Annotated in this window: 19 protein-coding genes; 1 reads left to right on the top strand and 18 read right to left on the bottom strand. The window is 66.6% G+C overall.

Features of this window, described 5'->3' with window-relative positions; genetic code table 11:
• Window positions 1-123 precede the first annotated feature (123 nt).
• The 17 genes from AC1MB9_RS16310 to tilS all read right to left on the bottom strand — a co-directional run bounded on the left by AC1MB9_RS16310 (window position 124) and on the right by tilS (window position 16,485).
• Window positions 124-2,649, bottom strand: a complete 2,526-nt coding sequence (locus tag AC1MB9_RS16310; RefSeq protein ID WP_479962955.1) for an ATP-dependent Clp protease ATP-binding subunit — start codon at window positions 2,647-2,649, stop codon at window positions 124-126.
• 143 nt (window positions 2,650-2,792) lie between these two features.
• Window positions 2,793-4,256, bottom strand: coding sequence for a cardiolipin synthase (gene cls, locus AC1MB9_RS16305; RefSeq protein ID WP_479962954.1), 1,464 nt, complete (start codon window positions 4,254-4,256; stop codon window positions 2,793-2,795).
• 5 nt (window positions 4,257-4,261) lie between these two features.
• Complete coding sequence (locus AC1MB9_RS16300) at window positions 4,262-4,441, bottom strand: hypothetical protein (RefSeq protein ID WP_479962953.1); 180 nt, start codon at window positions 4,439-4,441, stop codon at window positions 4,262-4,264.
• A gap of 16 nt (window positions 4,442-4,457) precedes the next feature.
• Window positions 4,458-4,601: a hypothetical protein gene (locus tag AC1MB9_RS16295; RefSeq protein WP_479962952.1), complete on the bottom strand. Its 144-nt coding sequence runs from the start codon at window positions 4,599-4,601 to the stop codon at window positions 4,458-4,460.
• Window positions 4,602-4,603: 2 nt separating this feature from the next.
• Window positions 4,604-6,112: a lysine--tRNA ligase gene (gene lysS / locus AC1MB9_RS16290; RefSeq protein ID WP_479962951.1), complete on the bottom strand. Its 1,509-nt coding sequence runs from the start codon at window positions 6,110-6,112 to the stop codon at window positions 4,604-4,606.
• 60 nt (window positions 6,113-6,172) lie between these two features.
• Window positions 6,173-7,039, bottom strand: coding sequence for a pantoate--beta-alanine ligase (gene panC, locus AC1MB9_RS16285; RefSeq protein WP_479962950.1), 867 nt, complete (start codon window positions 7,037-7,039; stop codon window positions 6,173-6,175).
• 11 nt (window positions 7,040-7,050) lie between these two features.
• Window positions 7,051-7,845: a Rossmann-like and DUF2520 domain-containing protein gene (locus AC1MB9_RS16280; RefSeq protein ID WP_479962949.1), complete on the bottom strand. Its 795-nt coding sequence runs from the start codon at window positions 7,843-7,845 to the stop codon at window positions 7,051-7,053.
• Window positions 7,842-9,497, bottom strand: a complete 1,656-nt coding sequence (locus AC1MB9_RS16275) for a PH domain-containing protein (protein ID WP_479962948.1) — start codon at window positions 9,495-9,497, stop codon at window positions 7,842-7,844. Before AC1MB9_RS16275 ends, AC1MB9_RS16280 begins: the two co-directional genes overlap by 4 nt.
• Window positions 9,494-10,006, bottom strand: a complete 513-nt coding sequence (locus AC1MB9_RS16270) for a PH domain-containing protein (protein WP_479962947.1) — start codon at window positions 10,004-10,006, stop codon at window positions 9,494-9,496. The genes AC1MB9_RS16275 and AC1MB9_RS16270 overlap by 4 nt, the downstream gene beginning before the upstream one ends.
• On the bottom strand, window positions 9,990-10,484 hold the full coding sequence (locus tag AC1MB9_RS16265; RefSeq protein WP_479962946.1) for a DUF3180 domain-containing protein: 495 nt from the start codon (window positions 10,482-10,484) through the stop codon (window positions 9,990-9,992). Before AC1MB9_RS16265 ends, AC1MB9_RS16270 begins: the two co-directional genes overlap by 17 nt.
• On the bottom strand, window positions 10,481-11,020 hold the full coding sequence (folK, locus tag AC1MB9_RS16260) for a 2-amino-4-hydroxy-6-hydroxymethyldihydropteridine diphosphokinase (RefSeq protein WP_479962945.1): 540 nt from the start codon (window positions 11,018-11,020) through the stop codon (window positions 10,481-10,483). Before folK ends, AC1MB9_RS16265 begins: the two co-directional genes overlap by 4 nt.
• Window positions 11,017-11,379 carry a dihydroneopterin aldolase gene (folB, locus tag AC1MB9_RS16255; RefSeq protein WP_479962944.1) on the bottom strand — a complete coding sequence of 121 codons (363 nt, stop codon included), beginning with the start codon at window positions 11,377-11,379 and terminating at the stop codon, window positions 11,017-11,019. The genes folK and folB overlap by 4 nt, the downstream gene beginning before the upstream one ends.
• Window positions 11,380-11,393: 14 nt before the next feature.
• Complete coding sequence (gene folP / locus AC1MB9_RS16250) at window positions 11,394-12,209, bottom strand: dihydropteroate synthase (protein ID WP_479962943.1); 816 nt, start codon at window positions 12,207-12,209, stop codon at window positions 11,394-11,396.
• Complete coding sequence (gene folE / locus AC1MB9_RS16245; RefSeq protein WP_479962942.1) at window positions 12,206-12,775, bottom strand: GTP cyclohydrolase I FolE; 570 nt, start codon at window positions 12,773-12,775, stop codon at window positions 12,206-12,208. The genes folP and folE overlap by 4 nt, the downstream gene beginning before the upstream one ends.
• A 6-nt stretch (window positions 12,776-12,781) precedes the next feature.
• Window positions 12,782-14,794 (bottom strand): ATP-dependent zinc metalloprotease FtsH, encoded by a 2,013-nt coding sequence (gene ftsH, locus AC1MB9_RS16240; protein ID WP_479962941.1) that lies wholly within the window; start codon window positions 14,792-14,794, stop codon window positions 12,782-12,784.
• A gap of 94 nt (window positions 14,795-14,888) precedes the next feature.
• Window positions 14,889-15,464: a hypoxanthine phosphoribosyltransferase gene (hpt, locus tag AC1MB9_RS16235; protein WP_479962940.1), complete on the bottom strand. Its 576-nt coding sequence runs from the start codon at window positions 15,462-15,464 to the stop codon at window positions 14,889-14,891.
• The gene (gene tilS, locus AC1MB9_RS16230; protein WP_479962939.1) at window positions 15,445-16,485 is read right to left on the bottom strand and encodes a tRNA lysidine(34) synthetase TilS; all 1,041 of its coding nucleotides are present in this window, start codon (window positions 16,483-16,485) and stop codon (window positions 15,445-15,447) included. Before tilS ends, hpt begins: the two co-directional genes overlap by 20 nt.
• A gap of 45 nt (window positions 16,486-16,530) precedes the next feature.
• Between tilS and AC1MB9_RS16225 the strand changes: the two genes are divergently transcribed.
• The gene (locus tag AC1MB9_RS16225) at window positions 16,531-17,022 is read left to right on the top strand and encodes an inorganic diphosphatase (RefSeq protein WP_479962938.1); all 492 of its coding nucleotides are present in this window, start codon (window positions 16,531-16,533) and stop codon (window positions 17,020-17,022) included.
• 66 nt (window positions 17,023-17,088) lie between these two features.
• Here the strand turns inward: AC1MB9_RS16225 and AC1MB9_RS16220 are convergent, their stop codons facing one another.
• The gene (locus AC1MB9_RS16220) at window positions 17,089-18,504 is read right to left on the bottom strand and encodes a C40 family peptidase (RefSeq protein WP_479962937.1); all 1,416 of its coding nucleotides are present in this window, start codon (window positions 18,502-18,504) and stop codon (window positions 17,089-17,091) included.
• Window positions 18,505-18,513: the final 9 nt, after the last annotated feature.

Below are 18,513 nucleotides of genomic sequence, written 5' to 3'. Positions count from 1 at the left end.
CGTCGTGGACTTTCAAGTCTAGGGAGTGGGCCCGGCCCGGCCGACCAGCCGCTCGCGTGGGCCACCGGGCGCGACGAAGGGCCCGGCGGAAATCCGCCGGGCCCTTCGTTGCTGCTTGCGTGGCTACTCGGTCGTGATGGCGAGGTCCGGGGTGCCCGGGCCGGTGCCCACGGCCGCCGTGGTGTTCACGCCGACTCCGACCGCGTCGTCACGCGTCGTGGTGGTGAAGACGAATTCACCGTCGAGAAGGTCCACGTGCACGTGGTCTCCCGCGTTGAGCTCTCCCTGCAGGATCTTCTCCGACAGACGATCCTCAACCTCGCGCTGGATGGCGCGACGCAGCGGACGTGCTCCCAGGGTGGGATCGAAGCCGATCTCGATGAGGCGCTCCTTGGCGGCCACGGTGACGTCCACGGTCATGTCGCGGTCGAGCAGACGCACGCCTAGTCGCTTGATGAACAGGTCGACGATCTGCAGCAGCTCCGGCTTCGTCAGCTGCGGGAAGACAATGACTTCGTCTACGCGGTTGAGGAACTCGGGCTTGAAGTGCTTCTTGAGCTCGTCTTTCACCTTGCCGGCCATGCGCTCGTAACCCGTAGCCGAATCGCCCTCGAGCTGGAACCCGACGGGGCCGCCGCTGATGTCCTTGGTGCCGAGGTTGGTCGTCATGATGATCACGGTGTTCTTGAAGTCGACGACACGACCCTGGCCATCCGTCAGGCGTCCCTCTTCCAGAATCTGGAGGAGCGAGTTGAAGATGTCGGGGTGAGCCTTTTCGATCTCATCGAACAGCACCACGGAGAACGGCTTGCGGCGCACCTTTTCGGTGAGCTGCCCGCCTTCTTCGAAGCCGACGAACCCGGGAGGAGCACCGAACAGACGAGACACGGTGTGCTTCTCGCCGTACTCACTCATGTCGAGCGAGATCATCGCGGCCTCATCATCGAACAAGAACTCGGCCAGGGCCTTGGCGAGCTCGGTCTTGCCAACTCCGGTGGGGCCGGCGAAGACGAAGGAACCAGAGGGACGCTTCGGGTCCTTGAGGCCGGCGCGGGTGCGACGGATGGTCTTGGCGAGCGCCGAGATGGCCTCTTCCTGACCGATAACGCGCTGGTGCAATGCCTTCTCCATGAACACGAGGCGAGCGGACTCTTCCTCGGTGAGCTTGAAGACCGGGATGCCGGTGGCCTGGGCCAGAACCTCGGCGATCAGCCCCTCGTCGACGACTGCAGTCGACTTGACGTCGCCCGACTTCCACTTCTTCTCCAGGCGCAGGCGCTCTCCAAGGAGGTTCTTCTCCTCGTCGCGCAGTCCCGCGGCCTTCTCGAAGTCCTGCTCCTCGATGGCGAGTTCCTTGGCGGCTCGAACCACGGCGATCTTCTCGTCGAATTCGCGCAGCTCGGGCGGGCTCGACAGGATCGACAGGCGCAGGCGGGCGCCGGCCTCGTCGATCAGGTCAATGGCCTTGTCGGGCAGGAACCGGTCGGAGACGTAGCGGTCGGCGAGGTTCGCCGCGGCGACGAGCGCACCGTCGGTGATCGACACCTTGTGGTGTGCCTCGTAGCGGTCGCGCAGGCCCTTGAGGATGTTGATCGTGTGCGGCAGCGACGGCTCGTTCACCTGGATCGGCTGGAAGCGGCGCTCGAGCGCGGCATCCTTCTCGAAGTGCTTGCGGTACTCGTCCAGCGTGGTCGCACCGATGGTCTGCAGTTCACCGCGGGCCAGCAGGGGCTTGAGGATGCTGGCGGCATCGATGGCGCCCTCGGCGGCACCCGCACCGACGAGGGTGTGGATCTCGTCGATGAAGACGATGATGTCGCCGCGGGTGCGGATCTCCTTGGTGACCTTCTTCAGGCGTTCCTCGAAGTCACCGCGGTAGCGACTGCCGGCGATGAGCGAGCCGAGGTCGAGCGAGTAGAGCTGCTTGTCTTTCAGCGTCTCGGGAACATCACCCTTGACGATCGCCTGGGCGAGGCCCTCGACGACGGCCGTCTTACCGACACCGGGTTCACCGATGAGCACGGGGTTGTTCTTGGTGCGCCGAGACAGGATCTGCATGACCCGTTCGATCTCTTTCTCGCGCCCGATGACAGGGTCGAGTTTGTTGTCGCGGGCGGACTGCGTGAGGTTGCGGCCGAACTGGTCGAGGACCTGACTGCCCGCTGTGCTGGCGGTCTGCTCGTTGGCGCCGACCTGCACCTGCTCCTTGCCCTGGTATCCGGAGAGGAGCTGGATGACCTGCTGGCGCACCCGGTTGAGGTCTGCGCCGAGCTTCACGAGCACCTGGGCGGCAACGCCTTCACCCTCGCGAATGAGGCCGAGGAGAATGTGCTCGGTGCCGATGTAGTTGTGGCCGAGCTGGAGCGCTTCGCGCAGGCTCAGCTCCAGAACCTTCTTCGCACGCGGCGTGAAGGGGATGTGGCCGGTGGGCTGCTGCTGCCCCTGGCCGATGATGTCCTGAACCTGCTCGCGCACGGCATCCAGCGAGATGCCGAGGCTCTCGAGAGCCTTCGCGGCGACGCCTTCACCCTCGTGGATCAGCCCGAGCAGAATGTGCTCGGTTCCGATGTAGTTGTGGTTGAGCATCTTGGCCTCTTCCTGGGCCAAAACGACGACACGACGAGCTCGGTCGGTAAATCTCTCAAACATATGATCGCTCCCTTGGCGCCAGGGCAGTTGGTGCCGTTACATCGAGAGTAACGAGCCTGCGCGCGCTATGGGCCGATGTTCGCCCTAGGCGTGACGGATGCGTGCCGAGGCCGGTTCGCGCAGCCTCACAAATCGGCGTCGGGCTACTGAACTGCGGAGGTCAACCGGGCGAGATTGTCCAGCACAGTGGAGCGCAGCGGCTGCTTCATCCATTCCTCCAGGGTGAGCTCCCGGCTGTCGGCACGGTAGCCGTCTTCGACCGCACGCAGCTCCCGCACGAACGAGCGGCCGCGCACCATGAGCGACACCTCCATGTTCAGGCTGAAAGAACGCTGGTCCATGTTGCTCGAGCCGATCACGGCGACGTCGTCATCGATCGTGAAGTGCTTCGCGTGCAGAATATACGGTGCCTTGTACATGTAGATGGTCACCCCGGCCCGCAACAGCTCCTCATAGAATGACCGTTGCGCGTGGTAGACGAGCGCCTGGTCGCCGATCTCTGAGACGAACAGTTCCACGTGCAGGCCCCGTTGCATCGCCGTGGTGATCGCGTACATCATGGCTTCGTCCGGCACGAAGTAGGGGCTCGTGATGATGATCCGCTCCTGCGCGTAGTACAACAGCGCCAGGAAGAGCCGCAGGTTGTTTTCGCCCGTGAACCCGGGGCCGCTCGGCACCACCTGGCAGTCGAGGGCGTCGCTGACCAGGCGCGGGTGCACCGGTTCTACATCGCGGGTCAGCAATTCCTCGGTCTCGCTGTACCAGTCGGTGATGAAGATGGCGTTGAGCCCGGCGACGATGGGCCCCTCCAGCCGGGTCATGAGGTCTTTCCACTGCAGCCCACGGCGAATGTTGCGGCGCATGTTGTACGACCGGTCGATGATGTTCTGTGAGCCCATGAACCCGACGACGCCGTCCACGATGAGCAGCTTGCGGTGGTTGCGCAGGTCGGGACGCTGCCACTTGCCCTTGAGCGGTTGCAGCGGGAGCATGAGCTGCCACTGCACCCCGGACTCGGTCATCCGTTTCTTCGTGCGGCCGAATCCCGGCTTGCGCAGGCATTGCAGATGGTCCATGAGCACCCGCACGGTCACACCGCGCGTGACGGCCCGTTCCATGGCGTCGAAAAACGGGGCCGTGGTGTCATCGAGGGAGAGAATGTAGAACTCCACGTGCACGTACTTCATCGCCGTGTCGATGTCCGCGATCATCGCGTCGAAGGCGTCCTGGTACCCGCCGATCAGGCGCGCGCTGTTGTCGCCCACGAGCGGCATGGCCCCGAGATTGCGGTTGAGTTCCACAACGGAATCCAGCCAGGAGGGCCATGGGCGGTCGTGCTGCACGCGTTCCATGCCCTCGGTGCTCTCGAGGATGAACTGGTTGATCTCCGCCTGCATCGCCAGACGCTTCTTGGGCAGGGTGCGGTAGCCGATGAGCATGAAAAGCAGCACCCCCACGTAGGGAATGAAGAAGATCGTCAGCAGCCAGGCCATACCCGACATGGGCCGCCGGTTGCGGGGCACGACGATGATCGCCACGACTCTGACGGCGAAGTCAACGAGAAAGGCCAGGAGTATGACGATGGTTGAGCCATCGATACCGAACATTCGGATCAGGTGACGGGCTTGTCGAGACCGAGGCGCGCGCGCTCTTCGGCCTCGATCTTGGCGTAAACCTTACGTTCGGTGCGGTCGGCGTGGAGAATTGAACGCAACAGCATCCAGAACAGCAGTCCCAGAAAAATGGTGGGGATCACTGAAAAGAGTGCGTTGGCCCAGAAGTTCTCGATCACGCATCCAGACTACCTGCTATTTGTTGATGAGTCCGATTACGCCGGAGAGCAGGAAGTACACGCCGACTCCACCGACGATCACCCAGATGACGATCCGGTTCATCGAGGGCTTCCTCGGGTCTTTGTCGGGCTGAAGATCGTCGGGCGGCACGAACGTCATGGCTACTTCACCAGGGGGAAGAGGATGGTCTCGCGGATGCCCAGGCCGGTGAGGGCCATCAGCATGCGGTCGATTCCCATGCCCATGCCGCCGGTCGGTGGCATGCCGTGCTCGAGCGCCCGCAGGAATTCCTCGTCGAGGCGCATCGCCTCCGGGTCGCCGTCCGCGGCGAGTCGGGCCTGTTCCACGAAGCGTTCCCGCTGCACGACGGGATCGACGAGCTCGGAATACCCGGTGGCGAGTTCGAACCCACGAACGTAGAGATCCCATTTTTCGACGACGCCCGCGATGGTGCGGTGACCGCGTACCAGGGGGCTCGTGTCGACGGGGAAGTCCATCACGAACGTGGGGCGGGTGAGGCCGCCCTTCACGAAGTGCTCCCAGAGCTCCTCGACGTACTTTCCGTGGATGGGGTGGTCGATCTCCAGGTTTTCCCGGGTGGCGAGAGCCTTGAGTTCCGCGATCGGGGTGTCCGGCGTGATTTGCACGCCCGCCGCAGCCGACAGGCTGTCGTACATGCTGATGCGCGCCCAGTCGCCGCCGAGATCGAACTCGGTGCCGTCGGCCCAAGTGACGACGTGTGACCCGGCGATGGCAAACGCGGCATTCTGAATGAGGCTCTGCGTAAGGTCGGCGATGGAGTTGTAGTCGCCGTAGGCCTCATAGGCCTCGAGCATGGCGAACTCGGGTGAGTGCGTGGAGTCGGCGCCTTCGTTGCGGAAGTTGCGGTTGATCTCGTAGACCCGGTCGATGCCGCCGACGACGGCGCGTTTCAGGAACAGCTCGGGCGCGATGCGCAGGAACAGTTCGGTGTCGAACGCGTTGCTGTGCGTGGCGAACGGACGCGCGGATGCCCCGCCGTGCATAACCTGCAGCATCGGGGTCTCGATCTCCAGGAACTCGAGGTCGGTGAACGTCCTGCGCAGGCTCGCGACGGCCGTGGACCGCGCAACGACGTTGCGGCGGGCCTGGTCACGATTGATCAGGTCCAGGTAGCGGCTGCGCACGCGGGTCTCTTCGCTGAGCTCGGTGTGCAGGTTGGGGAGCGGGAGCAGGGCTTTCGCGGCGATCTGCCAGTCGCTCACCATGATCGACAGCTCCCCGCGGCGGCTGGAGATGACCTGGCCGGAAACGAAGACATGGTCGCCGAGGTCGATCAGGTCTTTCCACTGGGCGAGCGATTCCTCGCCCACCTCGCCGAGGGACACCATGACCTGAATCCGGGTGCCGTCGCCGGACTGCAGACTCGCGAAGCACAGCTTGCCGGTGTTGCGCGAATGCACCACACGGCCGGCGAGGCCGACGACGACGCCGGTGACGGCATCGGCCTCGAGGTCACCGAAGCGCGCGCGCACGGCCGGGATGGTGTGGGTCACGGGAACGGACACCGGATAGGCACCGCCGGCCGGGGAGACGGCCGCGGCGTTCAAGCGCTCGCGCTTGCCCAGGCGCACGGCCTTTTGCTCGTTCATCTCGGCGGGGGTGAGCTCTTCAGCGGGGTTGGTGCTCATGCGGGTCTCCATTTGGTGCGGGCTGGCGCTTGGTGTGGGTGCTGCCGGGTCGTGGTGCGGTTACGCCACGTCGAGTGACACGTTGTCGATGAGCCGCGTGCCGCCGACGAGAGCGGCCACGAGCATCCGGGCCGGCCCGACGTGGCCCGCCCCGACGGGCAGGAACGTGAGCGGGTGAACGACGACCAGATAATCCAGTTTAACCAGCGGCTGGGCGTCGATGAGCGCATGAGCCGCGTCGAGTGCGGCAACGGGACCGGCGGCGGCGGCGGACTGGGCGCTCGTCAGGCCGGCATACAGCGTGGCGGCGGCGTGCCGTTCGGCCTCGCTCAGGTTGCGGTTGCGGCTGGACAGGGCCAGTCCATTCGCCTCCCGCACGGTGGGAACCACGTCGATTGCCACGCGCACGTTGAGGTCGGCGACCATGCTCTGCACGAGGAACACCTGTTGGGCATCCTTCTGGCCGAACACCGCCGTGTCGGGGTTCACAATATTGAGGAGCTTCGCGACGACGGTGAGCATGCCGTCGAAGTGCCCGGGGCGGGAGGCGCCTTCGAGGAGCGCCCCGACGGGACCGGCCGCGACCCGGGTGTCATTGCCGCGGTCCGGGTACATTTCACGGGCGTTGGGTGCGAAGACGAAGGTCACACCCTCTGCGGCGAGCGCTTGCAGGTCCGCCGCCAGGGTGCGCGGATACCGGTCGAGGTCCTCGTTTTCCCCGAACTGGAGCGGGTTGACGAAGATGGACACAATGATGATGTCGCCCAACGCTCTGGCTCGCCGAATGAGCGCAAGGTGCCCCTCGTGCAGGGCGCCCATGGTGGGCACGAGCACCACGCGGGTGTCGCCGCCGACCATGGCTGCCACGTCGCGGGTCTCGCACACTCGATTGCGGAGCTCGTCAATAGTGCCAATGACTTCTGGCATGGTGAGCACAGTCACTCGTCCTCCGGGTCGTGGTCGTCGAATGGTCCGCGTGGGCCGTCATCAAGCCTGTCACGAAGAAGGCTCGGCGGCAGACCCTCCAAGTCCGACAGATCGACCGCGCCGGGAGCAAGGCGACCAAGCGCATTCTCCATGGCGGAGCGCACCAGCGGACCGATGACGGCACCCGGCTGTTCGATGCCGATGTCGGCGAGCAGCCGGGTGGCCTGTTCCACGATCGATGTGGAGAAGGCGGTGGCCGTCTCCACCGCCTCGGCGTAGCTCTCCCGGTCTCCCTCGGCCACGATGATGGGTTCGCCGCCCATCTCCACGACCAGGGCCTGCCCGATGGGCAGCACCGGCGTGGGCGCCGTCACGGCGAAGTAGCTGTCGGTAAGCCGAGTGAGATCAAGACTCGTGCCGGTGAACGCCATGGCCGGGTGAATCGCCAGCGGGATGGCGCCGCCGGCGAGGGCGGGAGCGAGCACCGCGGTGCCGAACCTGGCCGAGGTGTGCAGCACGAGTTGGCCGGGCCGCCACGTGTTGGTGGCCGCGAGACCCGCCACCAGTCCAGCCAGCTCGGCGTCCGGCACCGCGAGAATGACCAGTTCGCTTCGTTCCACAATCTGCGGCACCGTGAGGATGGGAACGAGCGGCAGGATCGCTTCAGCCCGATCACGGCTCGACTGGGAGATGGCGTTGATACCCACCAGCGCGTGGCCGGCGCCGGCGAGAGCCGCGCCGAGGATGGGGCCGACCCGCCCGGCACCGATGATGCCGACGCCGAGTCGTCCTGGTCGTTGAGTCATTCGGCTGGTCCTGTCAGTGGCGTGATGTCGTGGGGATCGTTCGTGTCGATTTCGGCCGCCGCGATGGCGCTGCGCGACACGAGATCGAACAGATGCAGGGCCTCACCGCGGTTGATGACACTGAGCCGCGCCGATACCGGGCCGGTCACGGTGTGCAGGGTGGCCGTGGCGAGGCCCAGGCGACGCTGGAGCGGACCCTGCGAGATCCGCACGCTTTGCAGCCGGGCGAGCGGCACCAGCACCAGCTCACGGGACAGCACGCCCCGGCGCAACAGGGTGACGCCCGCACTGACCGCGTAGCCTGTGCGCCGCCAGGAGAACGGCCGCAGCCAGGCGGCCGCCCGAGGCGCGTTCACGAAACCGTCGCTGCCGCCCCGTGATCGCAGGCCCCGCTCGATCAGGGTGCGCTGCTGCTCGCCGGCGAAGCTCGGCACGAGTAGTTCCAGCACGCGAGTCACATCGTCGAGGGTGCCGACCGGCAGGATGACGGTGTTCGCCGCGCCGGCTGCACCCGAGTTGGAGGAATGCCCGGCCTTGTTGATCTGCACCTGCCACCAGCCGAACGGCCGCCACAGCAACGGCTGCGACACCCCCACGGCATGAATGCGCCCGCTGGGCAGGGTTTCGCTGCTGGTGGACAACAACCCGAAGCCGACGCGCACGCCCTCGTCTGTCGCGGCGATGCTGTAGCGCAACGACTTGACGAAGCGCGAGTAGTAGTAGCCGAAGCTGCCGATGAGACCGGGCAGGATGGCGACCAGCAGCCAGTCGGGGCCGCCGACCACCGTGCTCATGATCAGGGCAGTGATGGCCAGCAGCACGAACACGGTGAACCCGTTGCAGACGACCGAGCCGATGAGTCGGCCCGGGGGGATGCGCACGATCGACTCGGGCGGTGCGGCATCGGGATCGAGTTCGGGCGCAAGAAACTCGCTCACTCGCGATTGGGCCAGATCGCCGAGGGTGTGGCGATCGCCGGTCGGGCCCGGGGCGCCGGTCGCCGAAGCGCCCGCTGTGGGCGTCGGCGCGGCGGCGTTGGCCGGGGCGCCGGTCGCCGTGCCGGCCTGCCGCAGCCCGGACGCGAGTCGCAAAATATCGTGGCGTAACCCGTCGGCGAGGGATGAGCCGAGGTAGGCCAGCTGCACGTTGCCGTCCTGGCCGGCCACGCTCACCTCGAGGCGGGCCGCCCCGAACAGGCGGGGTATGAACGGCCGCACGAGGTTGACGCCCTGCACGCGATCGAGTCGGGCGCGGCGACTGCTGCGGAAGACGACTCCGCTGCGTACCTCGACCACCTCCGAGGTCACTCTGAAGGTGTGCATCCGCCAGGAGAGCGTGAACGCTGCGAGGATGACGATGAGCACCACGGCGATGCCGAGTAGCGCCCAGCCCACCACCCCGTTCCTGACGATGACGTCGATGGGGTCGTTACCGTCGGTCGGCTCGTCGAAGAAGATGCCGAACACGCGTTCCCTCAGGTTCGCGATCACGAAGCCGAGAACGGCCACGACAAAAAATCCGCCGCGCAGCAGCGGGGTGGCCGGGTGCAGCCGGTGCCACTGGCCGTCGGTGACCCCGGGCAGTGCGAGCGCCACACCGAGTTCGGTCGGGGCAGGTTCCGACGCGTCTGGCGATGACTCGTCGGCGGTCACAGTCCGGCCCGGCGACTTTCGGCGAGTTGCACGAGAAGATCACGCAGTCGCTCCGCGTCGGCCTCCTCGAGTCCGGGGATGGCGACCCCCGTGGTGGCGGCGGCGGTGACAAATTTGAGGTCTGCCAGTCCGAGCCAACGCGCAACGGGCCCACGGGTGATGTCCACGAGCTGCATGCGCCCATAGGGAACGGCGACGAAACGCTGGAACATGATCCCGCGTCGAAACAGCAGGTCGTCGTCGCGCAGTTGGTACCCGATGGAACGCACGCGGCGTGGCTCGAACGCGACGATCACGATCGTGATGACCGCGATGGCCAGCCCCACGTACAGAGCCCAGATCTGGTCTGTAAGGATCCACACCACTGTGGCCGCGCCGCAGAGCACGAGGCCGAAGAGGATACTCCCCACGATCTCCACCACCACGTAGCGCGGCGCCACTCTCTGCCACTCCCGCACCTCTGGCAGGTCGAGTCGCACGGAAAGGTTCGGTTCAGACTCGTTGGGCACCCGGAACATCTCCACTCGGTTTATCTGCGGCTTTCTCGTCGTCGTCGGGGGGCAATGTGCAGAAAAACTCGGCGACGAGGCCTCCCACCAGCAACAGAAGGGCACCGATCGCCGCAGCGATCGTGAGCCAGAACGATGGTAGCGCCGCGACGACCGTGCGGGTGAGAATGTACGTGACCACGCCCACCGCCATGCCGAGCAGCAGCGCTCCGCTCAGACTCGAGGCCTTCGAGAGCACGGCCACCCGCATGGCCCAGAACGGGTCCATCCGCCTGGTGCCGCGGCGCCTGATCGACCGGCGCACCCGCCAGGCCAGGCCCACCACAATCGCGGCCATGGCCGCGAGGGTGAGCGGCAGGCTCACAGGCGGCACGATCATGGCCGAACCGGAAGCCGCGGCTCCGATCTCCACCAGGAAACCGACAACGAGTCCCAGCAGTCCAAGCCCGATGAGCGGCGATGCGTGCGTGCGCTTCATCGCGCCGCACCCGTCTCGGGGGCGCCCACGACAGTGTTTTCGGTAGCGGCGAGCAGGTCGCGCACGAGTCCGCGGCCCGGGATGACGGCATCCGCGTCGAGGTGAAGCCACGGCGCGAGCACGAAGTCACGCTCCCAGGCCCGGGGGTGCGGCAAGGTGAGGCGCGGGGTGTCGAGTTCGAGGTCGTCAACGACGATGATGTCGATGTCAAGCGTGCGATCGCCCCACCGTTCGGCGCGTACGCGTCCGTGGCACGCCTCAATGGTGTTCACGGCGGCGAGCAGGTCGAGTCCCGCCCCCGCATACCGGCCCGTCACCACGGAGTTGAGGTAGCGGGGCGAGCTGTCGTCGACCCCGTCGGGTTTGACCGCGGCCGATTCGAAGTTCGGTGAGATACCGGTCAGGGCGAAGCCGGCCAGGTCGGCGAGGTCGCGCGCCGCCGCGGCGAGTGTCGCCTCCCGGTCACCGAGATTGCTGCCGAGGGCCAGGACGACACGTGCCGACGCGGGAAGCGGCGACACCGTATCGGCGTTCACGCGCGCGTCCGCTCGATGCGCACCGCGACATCCGTGAACGGCACCTCGATCGGCGCCTGTGGTTTGTGCAGCGTCACCTGCACGCGTTCGGCGGCCTCGTGCAACAGCACGACGGCGGCGATGCGCTCGGCGACGGTCTCGATAAGGTCGACCGGGTTGTGCTGCGCGGCCGCGGTGACCTCATTCGCGAGTTCGCCGTAGTGGATCGTGCGCGACACGTCGTCGCTCGCGGCGGCCGTGCGCAGGTCCAGCCACACGGTGACGTCGATCACGAAATCCTGGCCGTTTTCGCGCTCGAAGTCGTAGACGCCGTGGTGAGCCTTGACGCGCAGCCCGGTAAGAATGATCGAGTCGCTCATCACACCATTGTGGCTCATGCCACGGGTCCGGGCGCGACGGCCGCCGTGACCCGCTCGAGAACGTTGAGCGCGGTGCGCGTCGCCGACACGTCATGCACTCGCACGGCCCACACGCCGGCCTGCGCGGCGAGCACGCTGATCACGGCCGTCGGCAGGTCGCGGGCGAGAACGGATGCCTGCGCCGGCAGCACGGCCGCGACGAAGCGCTTGCGAGACGCCCCCACCATCAGCGGGAGGCCCAGGTCGTCGAAGGCGGACAGGTTTGCGAGCAAATCCCAGTCGTGTTCGGCCAGCTTGGCGAATCCGAGCCCCGGGTCGATCACCAGGTTCGAGCGTTTGATTCCGGCGCGTTCGAGCTCGGCGACGCGGGTGACGAGTTCGTCGTGCACCTCGGTCACCACGTCACCGTACTGCGCCCGAGCGCCCATCTCCTGCGCGTGACCACGCCAGTGCATGGCCACGTAGATGCGCTCGCTGCGGGCTGCAACGCCGGCCATGAGCGGGTCTGCGAGGCCACCGGAGACGTCGTTGATGATCTCGGCGCCGGCGGCAACGGCCGCCTCGGCGGTGCCCGCGTTGAGGGTGTCCACGCTGATGCGCACACCGCTTTGCGCGAGCGCGGTGATCACTGGGATCACCCGTGCCCGTTCATCCGCCGGCGCCACACGGGTGGCTCCGGGACGGGTGGATTCCCCACCGACATCGACCAGGTCGGCTCCCTGCGCGGCGAGTTCGAGGCCGTGCTCGATCGCGGCATCCGTGGAGGCCCACCGCCCGCCGTCACTGAACGAGTCGGGCGTGACGTTGAGCACCCCCATCACGAGCGTCATGATCCGGCCGCGATCAGGGCGATGATCTCGGCCCGCGCTGCCGGGGACGACAGCGTGCCGCGGCTGGCCAGGGTGACCGTGGAACTGCGGGTCTGGCGGGGGCCGCGCGTACCGACGCAGCCGTGCACCGCGTCGAGCACCACGAGAACCCCGAGGGGGTCAAGGCTCTCCTGCAGCGCCTCGACGATCTCCTCGGTCAGGCGTTCCTGCAGCTGCGGGCGGGCCGCGATCGTCTCGACAACCGCGGGCAGACGGCCCAGCCCGACGACGCGTTCCCGCGGCAGGTACGCGATGTGTGCCGTCCCGAGGAACGGAAGCAGGTGGTGCTCGCAGGTGGATCGGAACGACACGTCCCGCAACAGCACCAGCTCCCCGGTGTGCGGGCCCACCGGCAGAAAGTCACGCAGGTGGTCAAGCGGATCCGTGCCGATGCCGCCGAAAAACTCGGCGTAGGCATCCGCCACCCGGGTGGGAGTCGACTCGAGGCCGTCGCGATCGGGGTCCTCCCCGATCGCGGCCAGAATCTCCGAGACCGCCGCCTGGATGCGCGCCTTATCGACCCCCACGTCGACCTACGCGGTTGCGGGGCGCGGGTTGCGGTTGGGTGTGCGCTTCGGCTTGGCGGTGGCCGGGTCGTCGCTGGAGACGCCACCGTCGACGACGCCCTCATCGATGGGCGCCTTCGGTGCCGGCATCTCGATGGGAGGCAGGTCAGAGACCGGGCGCTTGTCGCTGGAGAGCCACTGCGCACGCGGCGGCAACTTCTCCACGTTCGTGAAGATCTCGGCGAGAGCATGCTGGTCGAGCGTTTCATGCTCGAGCAGCGCCGCGGCGAGCTCGTCGAGGATGCCTCGGTTACGAATCAGCACCTCGTAGGCCTCGTCATGGGCGTCTTCGAGCAGCTGACGCACCTCGCTGTCGACCTGTTCGGCGACGCTCTCCGAGTAGTCGCGCTGATGGCCCATGTCACGGCCGAGGAAAACCTCGCCGGACCCCTGACCCAGTTTGAGCGGCCCCACGGTTGCGCTCATACCGAACTCGGTGACCATCTTGCGAGCGGTCGATGTCGCCTTTTCGATGTCGTTTGAGGCGCCCGTGGTCGGGTCGTGGAAGATAATCTCCTCGGCCACCCGGCCGCCCATGGCGTAGGCAAGCTGATCGAGAAGTTCGTTGCGCGTCACGGAGTAACGGTCTTCGAGCGGCATGACCATCGTGTAGCCGAGGGCGCGCCCGCGGGGCAGGATCGTGATCTTCGTCACCGGGTCGGTGTTGCGCATCGCCGTGGCGACGAGAGCGTGTCCACCCTCGTGGTACGCCGTGATGAGCTTCTCCTGGGCGCGCATCACACGGGACCGACGCTGCGGTCCGGCCATGACGCGGTCGACGGCCTCGTCGAGGGCACGGTTGTCGATCAGCTGCGCATTGGAGCGAGCGGTCAGCAGCGCGGCTTCGTTGAGCACGTTGGCGAGGTCGGCACCGGTGAACCCTGGGGTCTTCCGGGCGAGAACCTCCAGGTCGACACCGGGCGCCATCGGTTTGCCCTTCGAGTGCACCTCGAGGATGCGCTTGCGTCCGAGCATGTCGGGGGCGTCGACGCCGATCTGACGGTCGAACCGGCCCGGGCGCAGCAGCGCGGGGTCGAGAATGTCCGGACGGTTGGTGGCGGCGATCAGGATGACGTTCGCCTTCACGTCGAAGCCGTCCATCTCGACGAGCAGCTGGTTGAGGGTCTGCTCGCGTTCGTCGTGCCCGCCACCCATGCCGGCACCGCGGTGGCGGCCGACGGCATCGATCTCATCGATGAAGATGATGGCCGGGGCGTTCTCCTTCGCCTGCTGGAACAGGTCGCGCACGCGGCTGGCGCCGACGCCCACGAACATCTCCACGAAGTCCGATCCGGAAATCGCGTAGAACGGAACGTTTGCCTCGCCGGCGACGGCGCGGGCCAGCAGGGTTTTGCCGGTGCCAGGGGGGCCGTAGAGCAGTACACCCTTGGGAATGCGCGCGCCGACGGCCTGGAATTTGGCCGGCTCTTTGAGGAATTCCTTGATCTCTTCGAGCTCTTCGATGGCCTCGTTGGCGCCGGCCACGTCAGCGAACGTCACCTGCGGGCTCTCTTTGGAGACAAGTTTTGCCTTCGACTTGCCGAACTGCATCACCTTGTTGCCGCCGCCCTGCATGCCAGACAGCATGAGCCAGAAGAACGCGCCGATCAGGAGCACGGGCAGCAGGAAACCCAGTACGGAGAGCAGCCAGTTGGGCTGCGGCACCTCGTCGGTGAAGCCGTTCTTCGGGTTCGCGTTGCTGACGGCCGTGATGACTTCTTCTCCACGCTGGGAGACGTAGTTGAACTGCACCTGGGTGCCGAGATCACCGGACGCCTTGGAGAGGGTCAGGTCCACGCGCTGTTCGCCGTCGACGATCGTGGCCTCGGCCACCTGCCCGTTCTTCAGGAACTCCAGCCCCTGCTGGGTGGTGATCTCACGGAAGCCGGACATGGTGATCAGGCTCGACCCCACCCAGACGGCGATGACGGCGAGCACGACATAGAGAATGGGACCGCGAAGCAGCTTCTTGACGTTCATAGTGCTCCTAAGTTAGCGTGCCCGCACTGGGGGAACGGTGTGTGTTCGCCTCAAGGAAAACAACCAGGGGGCGTATCCCACTCCCGGGGCCGGATCAGGCCGTGGCTGAGTCGCTGGTCGGCGCGTAGACGTGCGGGGCGAGCACGCCCACGGAACGCAGATTGCGATACTTTTCGTCGTAGTCGAGGCCGTAGCCGACCACGAACTGGTTCGGGATGTCGAAACCGGCATACTTCACGTCGATGTCGACCCGTGCGGCGTCAGGCTTGCGCAACAGGGCGCAGATCTCGACGGATGCCGGCCCGCGCGAATTCAGGTTGGCGAGCAGCCACGACAGGGTCAGGCCGGAGTCGATGATGTCTTCGACGATGAGCACGTGCCGGCCGGTGAGGTCGGTGTCGAGGTCTTTGAGAATGCGCACGACGCCGCTCGAGGTGGTGCCGGAACCGTACGAGCTGACCGCCATCCAGTCCATCGCGATGGGGTGGTGCAGTTCGCGGGCGAGGTCTGCCATCACCATGACGGCTCCCTTGAGCACGCCCACGAGCAGCAGGTCCTTGCCGGCGTAGTCCGTCTCGATTTGCCGGGACATCTCCGCGAGACGGCTGTGGATCTGCTCTTCGCTGATCAGAATTTCGGTGAGGTCGCCGTCAATGTCGCGAGTTTCCATAAGAGCGGGGCAGTCCTTTACTGGGGTGTGTGTCCAGAACGGTGAATGTCAGCACACCGTCCTGCCGTTCAACTCTAATGCCTGGCAGGTTGAGAGCCTCCTGTCCGCGCCAATCGGTCACCAGGCGGGCCACGGCGAGGGTGTGAGTGCGGGAGAGCAGCGCCCCGAAGTTCTGCTCTGCCGCGAATCGAATCACCCGCTGCCGCACGGCCGCCGAGGGCGCTGCGAGGTCGTCGACCGGGATCTGACCGCCGCGTGCGGTGCCGGACCACGTGGCACGCAGCACCCCGCGCGCGAGTTCGTCAAGCGCGTCGGAGTCCTCGCGCAACGCGTCGGCGGTGCGCACGAGCGCCTCACTGATTCCGGGACCGAGTTCGTTCTCGAGCATGGGCAGCACGGTCTGCCGCACGCGCACCCGGGCATAGTGCGCGTCGTCGTTTTGCGGGTCGTGCCAGGGCGTGAGGCCACTGTCGACGCAAAACCGGTGGGTCTGTTCCCGTCGGATACCGAGGATCGGCCGCAGGTAGGGACCGTTGCGAGCGCTCATGCCCCGCAGGCTCGTCGGGCCGGACCCGCGAGCGAGCCCGAGCAGCACCGTCTCGGCCTGGTCGTCGAGGGTGTGGCCGAGAAGTAGGGCGCTCGCCCCGGTCTCGGCGAGGGCGCGCTCGAAGGCGGCATAACGCGCCGTCCGGGCGGCGGCCTCCGGACCGCCGCCGGAGCCAACATGCACCGTGAGCACGAGCACGGGAGTGAGACCCAACCGGTCGGCCTGCTCGGCCGCCGCTGCGGCGACATCCGCTGACCCGGGCTGCAGGCGATGGTCGATGACAACGGCGCCGGCACGCACCCCGGCGCGGCGCGCTTCGAAGGCCGTTGCCGCGGCGAGGGCGAGGGAATCCGCTCCCCCGCTGAGTCCCACGAGCACGAATTCGGGGGTGGGCTCGGCGCGAAGAACGTCGCGCACGGCGCGGCGCACATCCGCAATGGCCGGGGTGAGACGGCGGCGGCGTTCAGACTGCATCCAGTAACGTTAGCGGCAGACTTAGATCAAGGGAGAAAAAAGGCCATGGCCGAATACGACGCAGTCATCGAAATCCCCCGCGGGAGCCGCAACAAGTACGAGGTCGATCACAAGACCGGACGGGTCTACCTCGACCGAGTTCTGTACACCAGCTTCATGTACCCCACCGACTACGGGTACTTCGAGAACACACTCGGACTCGACGGCGACCCCGTCGACGTTCTCGTGCTGCTCGATTACCCGCTGTTCCCCGGCGTCGGCGTTTCGGTTCGCCCGGTCGCCGTCTTCAATATGACGGATGACGGCGGCTCAGACGCCAAGGTCATCGCCGTTCCCGCCGGCGACCCGCGCTGGAGCCACATTCAGGACGTGCTCGACATTCCCGAGTACACCCGTAAGGAGATCGAGCACTTCTTCGAGCATTACAAGGACCTCGAGCCCGGCAAATGGGTGAAGACCGAGGGTTGGGGTGACGCCACTGAAGCCGAGCAGATCGTGCGTGACGGCATTACCAAGCTTGCCGCAGAGGGCCACTAGCCCGCTGCACGGTCCGCAACACAGAACGGCCCCGAGCACTCGCTCGGGGCCGTTCTGTGTTGTGCGTCAGGCCGGGCGGCCCACGTACGGCGCGACCTGGCTGATCGACCAAATACTGTGGATCCGCACCGGCGACGACGGGTTCGGTGCCTCCAGAATCTGCCCCCCACCCATATAAATGGCCACGTGGTAGTAGTTTCCGGGGCTGCCCCAGAACACCAGGTCGCCAACGGTCGCCTTTGAGAACGACACGAGCTTTCCCTGCGACGACATGGTGTTGTACTGGTTCGTCGCGGAATGCGACCCGACGTAGATGCCGGCCGCGGAATACGCTGCCTTGGTGAGACCCGAGCAGTCCCACACGTCGGGTCCGGAACCGCCGAGCACGTACCGGTCGCCGAGCTGCGCCCTGGCGAACGAAATGGCGGTGTTGACGGCCGTCGCGTTGGGGATGCGAATCGGGGTTCCGACGGAGGCGCTGGCGGATTCCGCGGGTGGCGGCGCCGCCACCGGAGCCGCTAGCGGAGCCGCTACCGGAGCCGCCACCGGAGCCGCCACCGGAGCCGCCACCGGAGCGGCGACCGGAGCCGCCACGGGGGCAACCGGGGCCGCGACGGGGGCGGCGGGCGGGGCGACCGGAACCGCGACCGGGGCGGCAGCTGCCGGCGCCGCAGCGGGCGCCTTGGGTGCTGTCCTGGGGGCTTCCTTGGCCGCGATGCGCGCCGCCGATGCCTGAGCCGCGGCGAACGCCCTGGCAGTAGCAGCGGCATCCACGCCGGCCTGGTAGCTGCGTTCTTCCTCGGCCGTCGTGTCTTTGAGCAGGGCGAGCTGTTCGAAGAGCTCGCTCGACTTCTTCTGCTGCACGTCGAACGCGGTCTGCGTTTCGGTCGCTGCCCGGTTGGCGGCGTCGAATGTGGTCTTGGATTCCTCGGTGAGGCGTGCGCGCTCGGTGCTCGCAGACGCCGCCTGCGCGCCCAACGACTCGGCCGTGTTCTTGTCCTGGAGCGCCTGGCTGTAAATCGCCTGCGACTGTTCGCTGAGCTTGCTCGCGCTACCGAGCTGGTGTAACAGGTCGTCGGCGGTGTTGCCGTTGAGGAACAGATTGAGTGACAGTCCGCCGGCGCCGGCCTTGCTGAGATGCGCGGCGATGAGGCCGGCGCGCATCCTGGAGGTAGCGGCGGAATCCTCAGCAGCGGACGCCTGCCTGCTGAGGCTCGCTTCCCGTGCGGTTGCCGCGTCGAGCGCGTCGAGCGTCACCCGGTAGGCCTCCGCGGCCATCTGCGACGATGTGGCCGAGTTCTCGGCTTTTTCCCGCAGGGTGCCCAGCAGACCGCTGATTGTCTCGATCTGGTCGAGTTTGGTGGCCTCGTTCTCCTTGGCCTTCTGCACGTCGTCCCAGCTCGGGTAGCCGGGGTTGGCGAACGCGGCCGGGGCGACAAGGCCCCCCGACACCCCCACCGCTCCGACGAGTCCGATGGTCACGGCCGAGAG

This window comes from Cryobacterium sp. AP27, assembly GCF_056680495.1.
Note: the sequence above shows the minus strand (reverse complement) of the source record. Positions and strands in the feature narration are given on the sequence as shown.